Source organism: Candidatus Poribacteria bacterium (assembly GCA_021295755.1).
In the GTDB taxonomy this organism is placed as follows: Bacteria; Poribacteria; WGA-4E; order WGA-4E; family PCPOR2b; genus PCPOR2b.
The window spans coordinates 1-16,269 of the sequence record JAGWBT010000079.1 but is presented as its reverse complement, the minus strand read 5'-3'; the positions used below and the strand labels follow the sequence as shown (position 1 = coordinate 16,269).

Below are 16,269 nucleotides of genomic sequence, written 5' to 3'. Positions count from 1 at the left end.
GCTGCGAGGGCGGCAATCCAGAGTCCCAGCGGCACAAACCAAGCTAGCCAAAGAACAAAAATAATCACGATCATTGCTGGGATGATATATGGAATAGACATCTGAAACCTCCTTTTGGGGTTAGAATGTAAATCCCGATTCGTCGGGAGCAACCCCTCTAATTCTGACTAGTTAGATTTCCATCTCGAAATGCGCCGGCAATGGCACGTGGGACGCCTGCTTCCGCTTCAACAACTCTGGAGCGCATCTCCTGTACTTTCGCCGTCATCTCCTGTTTGCGTGCGACCGCCATCGCTCTGCGTTCCTCCGCTTTTGCTTGCGCAACGACGAGATCGGCTTCCGCCTGTTCAGTTTGTAGTTCGGCGCCGATGTTCTTTCCAACGTTTACATCAGCAATATCAATGGAGAGAATATCAAAGGCTGTTCCTGAGTCAAGACCTCGATCTAACACAGTTCTTGAGATGATGTCGGGATTCTCCAGAACATCCTCGTACGTCTCTGAAGCCCCAATCGCGCTAACGATTCCCTCACCAACGCGTGCGACGATTGTCTCCTCACCGGCACCCCCGACAAGTCGGTTGATGTTTGCCCTCACGGTGATCCGTACCGTAGCGATGAGCTGGACACCATCAAGCGCGACTGCCGTAATCTTGGGCGTTGTAATGACTCGCGGGTTAACGCTCACCTGAACGGCATCAAGCACGTCGCGTCCCGCTAAATCAATCGCCGTCGCTTGTTGGAGACCGAGATCAATCTTTGCCTTGTCAGCAGCAATCAATGCATTAACCACGCGAATGACGTTGCCACGCGCAAGGTAGTGCGCTTCCAACCGTTCCATATCAAGGAGCAATCCTGCTTTATGGGCACTGATCTGTGCATTCACGATCACCGGCGGACTGACCCGACGGAGACGCATACCAATCAATTCGATAATGCGCACACGTACACCCGCGAAAATGGCAGCAATCCACAACCCAACAGGCACCACCCAGAAGATAACTAGCAACCCAACGATGATTACAATAGCAAGAAACAGGATAGACATCTGTTCTGGAGCCATTCTTGACCTCCTTTTTGTATTTCACATATCTACTTTTCACAAACTCCGAACGACAACACGATTTCCTTCAACGAGAATCACTTCAATTTCAACCTCGGCGCCTATAAAATCACCAAGTGTAACGACATCGACCCGCTGATCGTTAATCAACGCAGTACCGGCGGGACGTAAGGGAGTGATTGATTTACCCGATTTACCGACCAAGTTAACCAACTCTTGGGGCGGTGCTTGAAACCCATCCGTACGATTGGCAGCGATATTGAGGATAAATGACCCTCCAAGCCTTGTACGTCGGAAAAGCCAAAGCGCCAGAATCGCCAGCGGAATGGTCAACACAACGGTAGCACTTCCATAAATCAAGCCGGTCCTCAATCCAAACTGCACCCACGCGAGCCCGATACCTGCGACAATTAGCACCAATCCAGGGATGCCTGCCGCCCCAAAGCCGGGCAGCAAGGTAATCTCAATGAACAGCAATAAAACCCCTAGGCCAATGAGAAAAATTAGAAACCATGACATAGGATTAAGTAATACCCCTACGTTTCATCAATCGCTTCGACGAAGATTTTCGATCCTTCGACATTGATGATTTTCACAGGCGTGTCGCGCACGATAAAATCACCGGCAGTGACTACATCGAGTCGGGTGTCGTCAACACGAACCGTACCGGCAGGACGCAATGGTGTAAGCGCAACCCCGGTCTTACCCACGTACACCTGAAAATCCTCTCGTGGTGCGGAATGAAACCCTGAGCCCGAATCCATGGCGGCACTCAAGACGAGATGATTCCATGCGCGGGTTCTGGGCAGCAGGTAAGAAAGCGCAATTGCAAGCGCGAAAGCAAGGATAATTGCAGATGACAGTGTAAAAACGGCTGTCTCGAATTTATATGCGCTTCGGAATACAAAGAAAACGCTGCCCAACATCAGTCCAATACCAGCGATGCCCGCAATACCAAACCCCGGTATTACGAACAATTCGATCAGAAGCAGTGCCACGCCTAGGATGAATGCGATTGCTGCATAATCCGCGCTAATATTCAGGAGCCTATGCCCCCAGAAAAACAGCCCAAGACAAATAAGTCCAGCAATCCCCGGAATACCGAAACCGGGCGTCCGAATTTCCACAAATAATCCGAGTCCGCCCAATGTAAGCAGTAGCCCACTAATAAGTGGGCTGGTAACAAAAAAGACAAACCGGTCTGCCACAGTTACCAAAACTGCCTCCTGTGTTGCGTCTTTTAGGGACTTAATTGCTTTGACATTATCATCACCAAACTCCATCTGCTTCTGCGCGATTCCCTCTGCCGTTAAAGCTTTGCGCTCCCCATCAACCTCGACAATCTGATATAGCGCCAACAGATCTTCAACGGAATCAGCAACCTCATCCGCCAGATTATACTCCAACGCCTCTTCAGTCGTTAAGGTCAGCAGCTCCCCCTCAGGTCCCCCAGCGGCGATAATGTCCATCTCTTCTCCAAGGTCCTTCCGTTCGAGATATTCTTCCTCTCTTAGTGTTATAATTTCACCATCTGTCAATCTGACGAGATAAAGCCGTTTATCTACCATGGCGGCAGCAATATCAGGGTTTCTGCCACCCCGTTCCGCTGTCGCACGAATTTTGCCGCGGATATAAGAAACTGCCTTTTCGTTCAATTCCTCCCCTTGAATTGAGACGGGTGCTGAATCTCCAATGGCACCACCGTACCTCATGACAATCTGGTCGCACGACAAGGAAATCATTGCACCGGCAGAGATCGCTTCCGTGTTGACGTAAGCAATCGTCGGAAGCTCTGTGCGCTGGATTGCATCAATAATATCTCGCGCGGCACCAACCGCACCTCCGGGTGTGTGAACGTCAAAAATAATTGCGTCCGCCTCCGCCTCCGATGCCTGCTTAATCCCGTTGTCGATATACACACGAAGTCCATTCCCAATCTCATTTCGTATGTTGATAACGTACACGAGCGCGTGATCCGACGATACGGCTGCCAACCAAGACAGGAGGCTGCCAAGTAGTATCAACACACCGCTATCCCCCTTCAATGAAATAACCGCCAGAGTGTTCAAATCGTTTACCAAGTCGTGTCGATTTTGCGTAGCGAGGCGATCTCTTGACCACGGAACAGTTTACTTTCTCATTCTAACACGAAAAAAGGGTAACGTCAATGTCAAACACAGTCCACATGGGCTATTCAGTTTTCGGTTTTTTAACCATTTTGCTTGAAAAGTTGCAACCGGGAGATCGCCCCTGCCGTGGACTGTCGGGATTTGGAAATCCCTCCTACGGTAAAACTATGGTAGATTTTAGAATTACTTATACACTGCCGATGCACATGTACAGATTAGGAAATCTGTACCCACAAACAACCACCTAAATCCGTAACCCCCTAGTGCCCTTATCAGGGGGAAAGAGGGAGACTTTGGCAAACGTCCACTTATTTGTCTCATTCACCATAAATGACCCTACAGTCCACAGCCTAATGCTTAAACTATACCCACGGTTATCCTTTTAGTGGATGCTCCCGATTGGCAATAGGGAACGAAACACGCTTTCCGGTAAGTTGCGATTCGTAAGCACCGAGAATCATCTCCAACGCTGCAACCGCATCTTCTGCAGCAGAAATCGGCTTACGGTCATTTTCAATCGCATCAATCAAATCGAGGACTGCAAGGTTATTACCACTAGAAAAAGGTGTGTCATCAACCTCCAGCGCTTCCCATTTCTGATCGGTATTAGCCGGCGACCAGCATGGATGCGGATAGATGACTAAATTGTCTCCACCGCCGCCGCGCATTGATATCCTGCCTTCCTCACCGATAATCTCCATCCCGTAGTAATCACCACTCACCTCATGCTTTCGGGTATCAAACAACCCAGAAACACCGCTTTCAAAAGCGAAATAACTGTTGACACAGTCGCCAGCGATAAGACCCACAGGCTCTGTCGCATCACGTGCATCGTCGAGGGTAACCTCTTTCCCATTTTCGGTGACATGCGCCTGCATCCATGCAACATCTCCGACGAAAAAGCGCATCATATTGAAAAGGTGCGTACCGAGCACGATCATGTCCTCACCACCGCCGCGTCGGTCCTGCTTACCGTGTGCGTGTATCGCTTGAACCGTTCCGATTGTCCCGTCGTGTAGCATTCCTTTGACCGCTTGAATTGATGGCAGATAGACCGCTTGATGTGCCACGGCGACTTTTTTCCCTGCCCGACTTGCCGCTTCCACGATCTGATCGCCCTCGGCAAGCGTTGCCGTCATTGGCTTTTCGCTATAGACGTGACAACCGGCGTTGATACACCCCAACAGCAACTCAAGGTGGTCAGTCGTCCAGCGAGGTCCAACACTGACTATGTCCAAATCCTCTTTTTCGAGCATTTCACGGTAATCAGCGTAACCCTGTTGAACGCCAGCCTTTTCCATCTCCTCCTGCCGCCCGGATTCGTCTGGATCAGCGATAGCAACAAACTCGATGTTATCAAACTCCTGAAACGGCAAATGCAGTCCGTGTCCATAGTTACCGGCACCGGTGTGTCCAATCGCAGCAGCACGATACGTTTTCTGACTCATGAAGTTCTCCTTTTCCAATCTGATTTACGACATGAAAAGTGTAATATCTATTGTGTAACTCGTAACCCTTAGCTCTTTAACCTTTGGTGCTAGTTAGTGAGAAAGTCGTTTCCACATGGTTCAAGTCGCTTTGAATCCCGATTTATCGGTGAGTTCATTGATTCATTAGTCGGTTGGTTCATTCATTTTTTGGACGTTCCCCCCTTAGGATACACATGTCGCCCCGCTGGGGCTTTAGGGTATTTGTTTATCGGTGTACTATAGACATGTCGCCCCGCTGGGGCTAAATGAACTGATTAACCAATGGTTTTCACGTTTCACGCATTACATTATCAACAGCTGCAAACTAGCACCATTGGTTCTTTACATTAAAGCGCAGCAACATATCCACCATCAACCAGCAAAGAAGCACCGGTGATCCACTCTGCATCATCCGATGCCAGAAAGACTGAGGCTCTACCAATGTCCCGCGGCAAACCGAAACGTGGCATCGCCGTTCTCTCGCTCGCTTCCTGAATCTGTTCCGGTGTCAGGTAATCTTGGATGGCAGTCTCAATATAGCCGGGGCAGATTGCGTTGACCGTAACACCGTATCCCCCAACTTCCAGCGAGGTATCGCGCACCATATTGACAAGGGCAGCTTTCGCTGAAGCGTAGGCTGGGCCACCGCCACCGCCGAAGGCGTGAACGGAAGCGATTTGGATGATACGTCCATACTGAGATTTTGTCAAGTGAGGGATGGCAAGTTTTGTTGCCACGAAAATGCCACGCAGGTTCACACCAACCACCTTGTCCCATTCGGCTATTGTAATCTCTTGGCTAGTGCCGGGAATATGGATGCCAGCATTGTTGACAAGGATGTCCAACTCACCAAAGTGTGAAACCGCCTCCTGAACCAGTCGTTCGACCTGCGAGTCATCCGACATATCAGTTTGGACGAACAATCCTTGGGATCCTAGTGTCTCGATTTCCTCAACTGTTGGCGTCGTGGTGTCTTGCTCATGATATTTGCCCTGTTTGGGTGCCTCTTGAACATCGGCAACGACGACGTTAGCTCCCTCGCGGGCAAACTCAACCGCAATTCCTCGACCGATGCCAGAACTAGCACCAGTGACAATGGCGACCCGGTCCTTTAATACCATCGTGAGCCTCCTCCAAAAATATGTGTTTTATGAACCAATGATATGTAGAATTACCCACTTTCGTAGGGAACAACGATCGTTATTCCCTACAGATTCCTTGCTGGAATCTCTACGTCAATTCACGTTTTTGTGGCGGACTTAATGAAAAGATGTGCTTGGGTGCAAAAAAGGTCAGTGTTGCGCCGCGTGCAATCGAAAACAGCGTCAATGCCAGCCAGAGTCCATGGTTGCCGAATCCTTTTAGGAGAAAATATGCGACTAGAAAAACCATCGCCGAAACCAGCATCGAATTTCGCATAGCGGTGGAAGCGGTGGCACCGATAAAAACCCCATCCCAGATATACGCGATAGAATTGATGGGCGGTGCTATTGCAATCCAGATTAGATAGGGACGCGCCCCGATTAGCAAGTCGGTTCTGTCCGTGAATAGGTAGAGTAACCTCGTCCCAAGTAATCCGAAGAACAGACTAAATCCCGCCGAAAGGACAAGCGCCCACCAGAACGAGAATCGTACAGCACGTCTTAAGGTGACTACGTCCCGCGCTCCCTTGTACCTGCCGACAAGGCTCTCCGCGGCAAATGCAAAACCGTCAATGCCGTAAGCCATAATATGGATAAACTGCAATAGGATGGTGTTGATCGCGAGCGCCGTATCACCCAGTGCCGCAGCCTTTGATGTAAAAAACGCATGGCAGAAAAGCACGGAAAACGTGCGAATCAAGATATCCCTGCCTATCCTAAAGAAGCGCTTCAGAGCGGGCAGATGCAGCACCCCTTGAAGATGCCAGCCGTCCCACAAGTGTCTATATCTCTTCAAGAATAGTCCAATGGTACATAACAGCCCTAGATACTGCGCAATCACGGTTCCAAGGGCAACCCCATCGGAGGTCATCATCAGAACCTTCACGAAAAAGAAATTCAAGGCAAGGTTCAGCAGATTCACCACGATGGTAACCAACATCGGATATTTGGCATTCTGCATCCCCAGAAACCAACCGTGAAAGACATGCAAGGTTAGGGTGGCTGGCGCAGCGCATAGACGGATATGGAAATAGGAACGTGCAAGCTGTTCAACCTCGGGGCCAGCATCCATCAGATAAAAACTGACCGCCGCAATTAGCGGTTGAAGGAGGAGAAGCAGCAGCGCAATTACTACGGCTACCATCACCCCTCGCTTCAGGATGAGTGTACTTTCCTCAGAATCTCCTGCACCATAGGCTTGTGCCGTCAATCCCGTAACGCCCATCCGGAGGAAACTAAACCCCCAGTACACGAAACCGAAAATGATACCGCCAATAGCGATCGCACCAAGATACTGCTCATTTTCTAACCGGCCCATCAGCGCCGTGTCAACGGCACTCAACATCGGAACTGACAGATTGCTGATGATGTTAGGAATAGCGAGGCTGAGAGTTCGCTTGTTCAGGTTACGATTTTCTGGGTTCCTCGTGAACATCCAAAACCTTTGTTAAAGGACCTCCCTCTCAGCTAGTAATTTCCCTCGCCTCTACCGACTGGAGGATGACAACCTCTCATGATATGAGGTACAATGGTTCTAACCCCGCTGCTATTCTATCAACATTTTCGGCCGCCGCACCCGCTCGTTTCCGGGAAGTGCCATCCGTGCCCCCTGAAATATGTGGCGTCGCAATCACATTTGGCAGGCTGAAGACCACTGAATTCAGATCCGGTGGTTCCTGCCCGAAAACATCCAGCCCAGCGCCTGCGATTTCGCCCTTTGCCAACGCTTCAATCAAAGCTGCTTCATCCACCAACGCCCCCCGCGCGACATTAATGAGAAAAGCTGTCGATTTCATCAAACTCAAGCGCCGTGCATCAATGATGTGACGTGTCTCATCGTTGAGATGCAGATGCAGCGATAGAAAATCCGACGTAGCGATGACTGCGTCCAAATCCTCCGGTTTTCCGACAAACTCCAAGCCAAATTCGCTCGCTTCATCTGCCCCTACATCACGGATGTCAATCACCGACATTTTTAAGCCAAAAGGTACAGCCCGACGCGCTAGTTCTATCCCACTAGCGCCGAAACCGATGATACCCAATTTCAATCCATCAAGTTCCATCCCCACAGGTCTGTACAGTTCTCCCTGTTTCAGATTGGTTTGAGTGACGGGATACTGCCGAGCAAGCATCAGGCTGAACATCATCGCACATTCTGCCAGCGCCACAGCACTGAAAATCCCCGGACAGTTCGCCACAGACAGGTTCTTCGAGCGCCAGTACCCCAAATCAAAGTGGTCAAAACCTGTCCCAAGAATCTGCCAGAGACGCACTACTCCTGCCGCAGCATCCGCCATCTCTCGTGTCCCGGCCGAACCACCGTGATCGATAACCACGTCAACTCCGTCAAACTGCGGAGCGATAGGCTGATCATAATCCAGAATATGCAAATCGTGGCGGTCCCCGATCGCAGCCACCACATCGTCCTTCGCCGGTTTAAGCATCGAGGGGCCAAGCGGGTGAGGCAAAAATAGAACGGTTAGTCGTTCAGCCATTGATATTTCCTCTCATTCGTCATCTAGTCCCGCTGCATGACGGTTCGCAGCCGGATCACCGGCAGCATAGAACGTCCCGCTATCTCGGTCAATAGAAAGCATGACAGGTGTCGCAATTGCACCCGCTCTTGCCTCAAGTTGATGCCCACGCTGAATCAACTCCTCCTGAACGCTCGAATCCACCGTATCACTGACAGTCAACGCCCCTGCTCGAATGAATGCTTCTTCACGGTTAGGATTTGGATCGAATGAATCTTGATGATGCGCTGTAGCAAACCGCGGCGCAATAACAGCATCTTCAGGCTGCATATCAAACTCAATGAAATCAAGGAGCAAATTCAGCGCTGCCTGATCTTGCAAGTCACCACCGGCAACACTAATCGCTAGAATCGGGCTACCGTCCTTCAAAACAAGCGTCGGCGTCAGTGTAATGCGAGGGCGCTTACCGGGTTGGATACAGTTTGGATGCCCCGGAACTGTATTGAGGCTTCGCAGCCGGTTACCGAAACTCACACCCGTTGAACCTCCCATCTGCTCCTCACGGTGGACGTTAGCAGAAGGTGTGGCAGAAACTACATTCCCCCAGCGATCAGCAACGACACAGGTCGTCGTTCCTCCGACCCCCGGCCGAAATACGCCCCCTGCTTTCAACGGCTTCATGTTCTCTATGTCACCCGGTCGCACCTCCAACGACGCTTTTTGCATATCAATCAGCGGACGACGAATCTCGGTATAGACATCGGAAAGCAGTCCGTCCATCGGGACCTCCACAAAGACTGGATCCCCGTAATATTCATCACGATCTGCCATCGCTAACTTAATCGCCTCTGTGACTACGTGGACGTAGTCTGCTGAGAAGTGTCCCATAGCTTTCAGATCAAAACCTTCTAGGAGACGCAGCGCCTGGCAAAGATACGGTCCCTGCGTCCATGTTCCACACTTATACACCGTATACCCACGATAATCCACCTTCACAGGCTCCTCAATTAGCGTGGTATGCGCGGCAAGATCTGCCCGACGAAGGAATCCGCCCCTCTTGATGTAGAACGCTTCCAATTCCTCCGCGATATCGTTCCGATACTTGTTCCGTCCGTAAAAGCGATCCGTTGCAGCTTGCAGTTTCGTCTCACGGTCTCCGGCGGTAATCTGTTCCTCTTCCACCATACGGCGTAACGTGACCGCCAGATTGGGATGCCAATCCTCGTCTCCCGCGTCCAAGATGGCAAGTGTTGGCACCACGATTTCCTCAAACGACTTTGTTCCATATTGTTGGAGCATCGTAATGCACAAATCAACCACCGAAGGCACGGGTGCCATCTTCATATCGCCAGCCGGGATACCGTTTTTCATATACCAATCGATGGCTTCTTGTGAAAGCGGCGCACGGCCCTGACCCGAAAGTGACTTGACCTCCCCTTTTTCTGCATCAAATATAAGCACTGGCACCTCACCGCCGATAGAGCAGGCGATATGGTCCGTGACGTTAAGCGCGAGAATCGTCCCCGCGGCTGCATCTGCCGCATTGCCGCCCGCCTCTAAAATCGTAATCCCGGCGGCAACAGCCCCGGCACCACCCGCAGCAACGGCACCGGCTTTGCTGACAGCGTTCCAACCTATCTTATCTGTATCTGGCATTGATTTTCTCCTTATAAGCAGTCCTTCGCTGTTTTATTTCTCTTGGGTTTTGCGCCACTCCTCATACTCTGCCCGCGCCTCATCATTGAGAGGATAGTATTTGCGTAAGTGACCACCTTCCGCTAGTTTCATGCGACTAAAGTCCTCCCACTCGGAGTGGGCGGTGGCTTTTTCACATAATTCCGGTGCTAGCTTAGTGGGAACCACAACGGCACCATCATCATCAGCCACAACGATATCCCCCGGCATCACTAAGGTATTGCCGCACGCAACTGGAACGTTGACCGCGTAGGGATAGATGTTCGTTTGCGTATGGAAATTGGGGGTCGTTCCCTTCAGCCACAATCCCAACCCTAAAGTCTGTGCGTAGGGAAAGTCCCGGATACAACCATCTACGATGGCACCGATACCGCCGCGCCCCTTGAAAAAGGTCAACATCATCTCGCCGAAAACACCACTGCTCATGTCACCTCTAGCGTCAACGACGATGATATCGCCGGGTTGGGCGTGATAGAGTGCATGGCGGTGGAGCTGTTTTTCGGGGTCGTTGTATTCATCGACAGCGTAGATGTCTTCGCGTTTGGGCATAAATTGCAGGGTGAGTGCTGGCCCAACAACTGCCTTGCCGGGGGTGCGAGGAACGGGACCCAAAATTTGGGGATCGCGTATACCTAGGCGACAAAGCTCACCGGCAGCGGTAGCGCTGCTGATAGTTGAGAGCGTTTCAATAAGTTGTTTGGGAGGGCGCTCGATGTCTGGCGTGTTTATCATGGTTTCTCCTGTGTCTGGAATCGGATAGCGCGAACAGATTTGGCGTCAAACGCCTATTGTTCACGCTCGTGATTTTAGCAGATTTTCGGCGAGGCGTCAACAGAGAAATCCGAATCTCCTATGCACAATTCTCTGTTTTTTATTTGCCTGCAATGTTACAATAACACAAGTTGCTAGAAAATCTGTAGGTCGGATTTTCATATCCGACATCTATCAGAAATAACCAAATTTACGATACACATGTCGCCCCTCTGGGGCTTAGGGGAATTGGTTTACCGATATGCTATATACATATCGCCCCTCTGGGGCTTTTGGGGTCAGGCATCTTGTCCGACTTACGGGTATAAGAATCCATTTTATCGCGCCGCACATCACCAGCAACTTAGGTTACAATAACTTAAATTAATAGTAGTAGGCATACTTCGTATGCCGTAACCATTGTGCAAGCTACAGCACAGTGTAGCGTGCCTATTGCAATTGCACTGACCAACCAATGAACTAACATAGTCCCAGTAGGGCGATCGAAATTAAATTAAAGCGAAGGAGAACAAAATGCCAAAAGAATTAGTCGCAGTTGCTGTGCAGCAACCAGTTTTACAGGACTACGACGAGGGACCTCTACCAGTTGGAAATATTCGTATCAAAGTGGACTTTGGCGCACCCAAACGCGGCACGGAGTTGACGGGGTATCACGGATTTCGCGGTGCGTCATTTCCGATGGGTCTGGGAAATATGTGCGTTGGTCGGGTTAGCGAAATCGGCGAAGGTGTCAAAGGGTTTTCGATTGGTGATCGGGTCGCCGGATATGGCAACCTCCGAGAGACGCATACCTGGGACGCCGCACGCGCTTTACGCATGAGTGACCGAATGGCGTGGAAAGAGGCGGTCTGTTACGACCCAGCACATTTCGCCCTTGCCGGCATTCGGGATGGTCAGGTGCGCCTTGGGGACAGAGTTGCCGTCTTCGGACTTGGCGCGATCGGTCAAATGACAGTACAAATGGCGAAGATGGCTGGTGCGTCCTTTGTCGCTGCCGTGGACCCAATCGCCAAGCGACGGGCAGTCGTTGAAAACATCGGGATAGACCTCTCACTCGATCCAACTGCCGTCGATGTCGGGGAGGAATTGAAGAAAGCGACCGGCGGACTCGGGATTGATGTCGCGATTGAGACAAGTGCGAATTATCAAGCGTTGGACGGTGCAATCCGTGGGTTAGCGTATGGCGGTAATGTCGCGGTCGTCGGCTGGATGAAGGAGTGTAAGGGCGGACTTGACCTCGGCGCTGTCGCACATTTCGATATTCCAAATCTAATCTTTGCCCGTGCGTGTAGTGATCCCAATCGCGACCATCCACGATGGGATTTCGGACGCATTACGGACCACTGCTGGCAGTGGCTTTCTGAAGGACGGTTTGATTGTGAGGAGATTGTTTCCCCGGTAGTGCCCTTCGACGAATCTGCCCAAGCGTACGAGGAGATGGATCTCCATCCCGAAAAGAGCGTCAAGCTGGGCGTAGCATTTGAGTAGGACTTTACACCCACCCGCTACCATTTCACAAAACCATGCAAGCTATTCAATACATCAAAAGCGTGCCACGCTATCTAATGGTGCGTCTCTTAGGCAAACACTGGAAGTCGCTTTATACCTCCGGTGCTTCATGCATCCGTTTGGCTGAGATTGATGAACCACAACTGCCGACTCCGGATTGGGTAAAGATCAAGACACGGTTGAGCGGGATCTGCGGCTCAGATCTTGCCACTATCATGGCAAAGGGCAGCCCATATTTCTCGCCCTTCACCTCGTGTCCATTTGTACTTGGACATGAGGTAGTGGGAGAACTTGCGGAGATAGGGGAGCGGGTTGAGGGATATGCGGTTGGAGACCGTGTTGTGATAGAGCCTGTGTTATCGTGCGAAATCCGCGGCATCGGTCCTGTCTGTTACCAGTGCAGCCAAGGACATTTTGCGAACTGCGAGAATATCACGCGAGGGAATATCTCCGCAGGCATTCAGACAGGATACTGCCATGACACCGGCGGGGGCTGGAGTCCTTACTTTCTCGCCCATAAAAACCAGATCCACCGCGTACCGGACTCGCTCTCCGATGAAATCGCAGTGCTTCTCGAACCGTTTGCCTGTGCGCTGCACGGTGTTTTGAAAGCCAACCTCAAGGACACAGACGAAGTCCTAATCATCGGTGCGGGGACGGTCGGGCTACTCACCGTTGCGGCAATCCGGGCAATTGGGAAACAGAACCGCATCCTAATTGTTGCCAAATACCCGCATCAGCGTCAACTCGCACGCGAACTCGGTGCAGATGAAGTCCTCTCCTCCGACAAGTCGCTCTACACAAATTTCTGCGGCTTAACAGGGGCGGAGAGTTATCAGCCAGAACTGGGTAAACCGGTCCTGCTCGGCGGTGTTGACGTGACGTTTGATTGCGTCGCATCTGCTACGACGATTGACGACGCTCTGCGCTTTACGCGGGCGCAAGGACGGGTTATGCTTGTGGGAATGCCCGCTATCCCGAAAAATATCGATTGGACGTCGGTGTGGTATAAGGAATTGGAAGTCAGTGGCGCATATACCTACGGAGTGGAAAGCTATGCAGGCGAGAAAATTCGGACCTTCACACTCGGAATTAGATTGTTAGAGCAGATGGGGGATAGGCTACTCCCGCTAATCGGCGAACGGTTTTCACTCAAAGAGTATCGCCGAGCTATCCAAGCTGCGATGTCCACCGGGAGGTCCGGTGCGGTGAAAACCATCTTCGACCTGCGATAGTGAAACGCAGCGCTACTAATCCGCAACCATTCGCCCCAATGGACGACCTCCGAGAAGATGCATGTGCAGATGGTAAACCTCTTGTCCGCCATGCTGCCGGCAGTTGACAATCAAACGGTAACCATCCTCAGCAATTCCTTCGGCTCTTGCGATCTTCGACGCTACTATGAACAGTCGTCCTAGCACCTGTTCATCTTCAGGGGTCACATCGTCAACGGTAGGGATCAAGTTGTTCGGGATAATCAAGATATGCGTGGGCGCACGAGGGTTGATGTCCCGGAAGGCAGTTGCCAAATCATCTTGATACACGATGTCGGCAGGAATTTCTTTTCGGATAATTTTACTGAAGATCGTTTCTTCTGCCATAGGGCCTCCTCTTTGCAACGGTTGCTTATTGTGGCTGAAATCTCGGCTGTCTCGGAGCACGGTCTCGTTGTAAGCGCAGCTCGCTTCCCTTCAATGGGAGTTCGATACGTTCACCATTCCGCAAATGGGATTCCATAAACGCAAAAATCAACTCCGTGCTTGCGTGGGCGACACGAACTCCGCCGCGTGTCGGTTCACCTGTATCCAACGCATGGACAAGGTCTTTGACGATATTCGCCCCACTGCTGGTGCGTTCAAATCTGGGGAAAGACTCAAGCCTGTTTTGACGGCGGATTTGCCACATCGCACCATCTCTGAAGCTCGTAATGCTTCCCTTATCACAGATTGCCTCCCAACCGAGCTGTGCGAGAAGGGCGTGCGCTGTGACACCGTTTGAGAACTGGATCATCCCCTGTCCGCTTGGATCCTCTCGCACGATATTCCCATCAATAATTGTGTCTCCCTCCGGAAGGTGTGCCGAAACCCAAGACGCAGGCGCATCGCTGTTGAGACGCAGGATGAGGTCAAAGTTATGGCTAGCGGTGTTGAAAAGCGATCCATTGCCGTAAATAATCAACGTCCGAAGTGCACCCAACTCCCCGCTATCAATGATCTCTTTCATCTTGTCGAAGCCGGTATCCCAACGACGGTTGGTGCCTAAATTGAACGCGACGCCGTTACGTTCGACCGCCTCCACCATCGCATCCGCTTCGTCCATCGATGCTGCCATCGCTTTTTCCGCGTAGAGGGCTTTTACGCCGTGCTCCGCAGCATAGATAACGACTTCCGCACGGTGTTCGGGCTGCGTTGCGACACTCACGATGTCGGGCTGCTCCTTTTCAAGCATCTCCCGATAATCGGTATACTGCCGTTCAGCCGGGACGTTATATCGTCTTCCAAATTCCGCCATCACCTCAGTGCGGAGGTCAGAACAGGCGATTAAGTCTGTCCGTTCCTCTGCAAAAAAACTGGCAGCATGTGATACTGGGAGATTCTGCGCTAGATAGCTTGCCACCTCAGATGCAAGATGCCCAACCCTTTCGTTGTCGATAAAGGCACCCATCCGGCTACAACCGATAACCGCCGCGCGATATGTTTGCATAGCTGTCCTCCGTGCCTGAAAACGTGAAACGTGATGCGTAAAAACAAAATGAACCAATGATTTTCACCTATCACGCTTCGCCCATGTTAAGATTTAGTGCAACAGAAACCGAGTTTTCAAGAAAAAACTCGGTTTATCCTCGTGCTTTGCACTTTCTTTTTACATGAGCCTCACGCTTTTTGTATCTGCCCTTTCTTTTGGCATGAGCCAAGGTTATTATCTCCGTACAGGCTTAGCAGGTTGCCCGGTCCGTCCCGACTCGTAAATAGCGTCCATCAACTCCGATTGGATAATCCCGTTCATCGGACTAGTACGAGGTTCAGCACGACCAAGAATAGTATCAATGAAATTGTCATCCGGTGACCCTGCGGACATCTCCTCGGTAATCGGCGGCGGATCAAGCTGTTCTCCACCTTCGTAGACACGAATCCAGCCACCACCCCAACCGTCAACTTCAATTCGACCGTTATCAAAAATCAACGCCATGTGGGTGCCACCGGGGCTTGGGCAGTTGCCGCTGACAACAATACTCGCGAAAACTCCATTCTCAAACCGGATGTTGGTTGCACTGTTGATATCAACCGCCGCACCACAATTGTCTATGAAGGAATGGACCTCCGCGACATTGGATTCAACGGACCAGCATAGACTGTTAAACAGATGTGCCCCACTGTCATACGCTTGCCCACCACCGGACAACTCAGGAACCTGTCGCCACGCTCCCTTTGTTGCGCGTAGCCAGTTCTGTGTGATATAGCCTGTTACCAACTCCAACTTGCCAAATGTTTGATTTCGGATACATTCACGCACATAGTAAAAGTTCGCCGAGCAAGGCGTATTATAGCCAATAGTAAAGACCTTCCCCGTCTCTTTGACCTTCTCAGCTAATGTATATGCGTCCGGTGCTGCTGTTACCATCGGCTTTTCTACCAATACATGACAACCCGCATTGAGAGCGTGCATACTGTGTTCAAAGTGGAGGGTGTGCGGTGTAGAAATCACCACAGCATCGGGCGTTGTTTCGCCGAGCATTGTTGGGATATTATCGTGGGCAGCTGGACGCGGATCCAACTCTGGTAGGTTACGATCGATATAACTGTTAGCAATGTCAGTGTTCACATCACAGGTGCCGACAATCTGGACATCGGGATTTTCATTCATTCGGCGGGCATGTCCCCCCGAATTTCCACCACAACCGATAATCCCCAATCGGATTTTAGACATAGTTGACTCCTCAGTTATTTGACATACTCCCCGCCCTAAAGGACGGGGATTCTTTTGTCCTTCAGGCGCGTGAATTGCGCTATCAACAAGGAT

General features: G+C 51.1%; 14 protein-coding genes. 2 read left to right on the top strand and 12 right to left on the bottom strand.

Features of this window, described 5'->3' with window-relative positions:
• Positions 1 to 157: 157 nt before the first annotated feature.
• From floA to J4G02_12600, 9 genes are all read right to left on the bottom strand, one after another.
• Complete coding sequence (gene floA, locus J4G02_12640; GenBank protein MCE2395426.1) at positions 158 to 1,060, bottom strand: flotillin-like protein FloA; 903 nt, start codon at positions 1,058 to 1,060, stop codon at positions 158 to 160.
• 36 nt (positions 1,061 to 1,096) lie between these two features.
• Positions 1,097 to 1,579: a hypothetical protein gene (locus J4G02_12635; GenBank protein ID MCE2395425.1), complete on the bottom strand. Its 483-nt coding sequence runs from the start codon at positions 1,577 to 1,579 to the stop codon at positions 1,097 to 1,099.
• A gap of 17 nt (positions 1,580 to 1,596) precedes the next feature.
• Positions 1,597 to 3,087, bottom strand: a complete 1,491-nt coding sequence (locus J4G02_12630) for a nodulation protein NfeD (protein ID MCE2395424.1) — start codon at positions 3,085 to 3,087, stop codon at positions 1,597 to 1,599.
• 476 nt (positions 3,088 to 3,563) lie between these two features.
• Positions 3,564 to 4,637 (bottom strand): Gfo/Idh/MocA family oxidoreductase, encoded by a 1,074-nt coding sequence (locus tag J4G02_12625; GenBank protein MCE2395423.1) that lies wholly within the window; start codon positions 4,635 to 4,637, stop codon positions 3,564 to 3,566.
• A 368-nt stretch (positions 4,638 to 5,005) separates the two neighbouring features.
• Positions 5,006 to 5,779, bottom strand: a complete 774-nt coding sequence (locus J4G02_12620) for a 3-oxoacyl-ACP reductase FabG (protein ID MCE2395422.1) — start codon at positions 5,777 to 5,779, stop codon at positions 5,006 to 5,008.
• A gap of 109 nt (positions 5,780 to 5,888) precedes the next feature.
• Positions 5,889 to 7,205, bottom strand: a complete 1,317-nt coding sequence (locus J4G02_12615) for an MATE family efflux transporter (GenBank protein ID MCE2395421.1) — start codon at positions 7,203 to 7,205, stop codon at positions 5,889 to 5,891.
• Between the two features lie 106 nt (positions 7,206 to 7,311).
• Positions 7,312 to 8,295 (bottom strand): hypothetical protein, encoded by a 984-nt coding sequence (locus J4G02_12610; GenBank protein ID MCE2395420.1) that lies wholly within the window; start codon positions 8,293 to 8,295, stop codon positions 7,312 to 7,314.
• Positions 8,296 to 8,307: 12 nt separating this feature from the next.
• Entirely contained in the window at positions 8,308 to 9,930 is a 1,623-nt protein-coding gene (locus tag J4G02_12605; GenBank protein ID MCE2395419.1) for a gamma-glutamyltransferase, read from the bottom strand.
• Between the two features lie 33 nt (positions 9,931 to 9,963).
• Positions 9,964 to 10,701, bottom strand: coding sequence for a ribonuclease activity regulator RraA (locus J4G02_12600; protein ID MCE2395418.1), 738 nt, complete (start codon positions 10,699 to 10,701; stop codon positions 9,964 to 9,966).
• A 552-nt stretch (positions 10,702 to 11,253) separates the two neighbouring features.
• Between J4G02_12600 and J4G02_12595 the strand changes: the two genes are divergently transcribed.
• Positions 11,254 to 12,228 carry a zinc-binding alcohol dehydrogenase gene (locus J4G02_12595; protein MCE2395417.1) on the top strand — a complete coding sequence of 325 codons (975 nt, stop codon included), beginning with the start codon at positions 11,254 to 11,256 and terminating at the stop codon, positions 12,226 to 12,228.
• A gap of 35 nt (positions 12,229 to 12,263) precedes the next feature.
• Complete coding sequence (locus J4G02_12590; GenBank protein MCE2395416.1) at positions 12,264 to 13,484, top strand: alcohol dehydrogenase catalytic domain-containing protein; 1,221 nt, start codon at positions 12,264 to 12,266, stop codon at positions 13,482 to 13,484.
• 15 nt (positions 13,485 to 13,499) lie between these two features.
• Here J4G02_12590 and hinT read toward each other — a convergent pair whose 3' ends face one another.
• From hinT to J4G02_12575, 3 genes are all read right to left on the bottom strand, one after another.
• Positions 13,500 to 13,850, bottom strand: coding sequence for a purine nucleoside phosphoramidase (gene hinT, locus J4G02_12585; GenBank protein ID MCE2395415.1), 351 nt, complete (start codon positions 13,848 to 13,850; stop codon positions 13,500 to 13,502).
• Positions 13,851 to 13,875: 25 nt separating this feature from the next.
• On the bottom strand, positions 13,876 to 14,952 hold the full coding sequence (locus J4G02_12580; protein MCE2395414.1) for a Gfo/Idh/MocA family oxidoreductase: 1,077 nt from the start codon (positions 14,950 to 14,952) through the stop codon (positions 13,876 to 13,878).
• 216 nt (positions 14,953 to 15,168) lie between these two features.
• Positions 15,169 to 16,176, bottom strand: a complete 1,008-nt coding sequence (locus J4G02_12575) for a Gfo/Idh/MocA family oxidoreductase (protein MCE2395413.1) — start codon at positions 16,174 to 16,176, stop codon at positions 15,169 to 15,171.
• Positions 16,177 to 16,269 lie beyond the last annotated feature (93 nt).

Coding starts and splice junctions, on each gene's coding strand:
- J4G02_12625 (MCE2395423.1), bottom strand. CDS start 4,637: ATGAGTCAGAAAACGTATCGTGCTGCTGCGATTGGACACACCGGTGCC.
- J4G02_12580 (MCE2395414.1), bottom strand. CDS start 14,952: ATGCAAACATATCGCGCGGCGGTTATCGGTTGTAGCCGGATGGGTGCC.
- J4G02_12595 (MCE2395417.1), top strand. CDS start 11,254: ATGCCAAAAGAATTAGTCGCAGTTGCTGTGCAGCAACCAGTTTTACAG.
- hinT (MCE2395415.1), bottom strand. CDS start 13,850: ATGGCAGAAGAAACGATCTTCAGTAAAATTATCCGAAAAGAAATTCCT.
- J4G02_12610 (MCE2395420.1), bottom strand. CDS start 8,295: ATGGCTGAACGACTAACCGTTCTATTTTTGCCTCACCCGCTTGGCCCC.
- J4G02_12605 (MCE2395419.1), bottom strand. CDS start 9,930: ATGCCAGATACAGATAAGATAGGTTGGAACGCTGTCAGCAAAGCCGGT.
- J4G02_12600 (MCE2395418.1), bottom strand. CDS start 10,701: ATGATAAACACGCCAGACATCGAGCGCCCTCCCAAACAACTTATTGAA.
- J4G02_12635 (MCE2395425.1), bottom strand. CDS start 1,579: ATGTCATGGTTTCTAATTTTTCTCATTGGCCTAGGGGTTTTATTGCTG.
- J4G02_12575 (MCE2395413.1), bottom strand. CDS start 16,176: ATGTCTAAAATCCGATTGGGGATTATCGGTTGTGGTGGAAATTCGGGG.
- J4G02_12620 (MCE2395422.1), bottom strand. CDS start 5,779: ATGGTATTAAAGGACCGGGTCGCCATTGTCACTGGTGCTAGTTCTGGC.
- floA (MCE2395426.1), bottom strand. CDS start 1,060: ATGGCTCCAGAACAGATGTCTATCCTGTTTCTTGCTATTGTAATCATC.
- J4G02_12590 (MCE2395416.1), top strand. CDS start 12,264: ATGCAAGCTATTCAATACATCAAAAGCGTGCCACGCTATCTAATGGTG.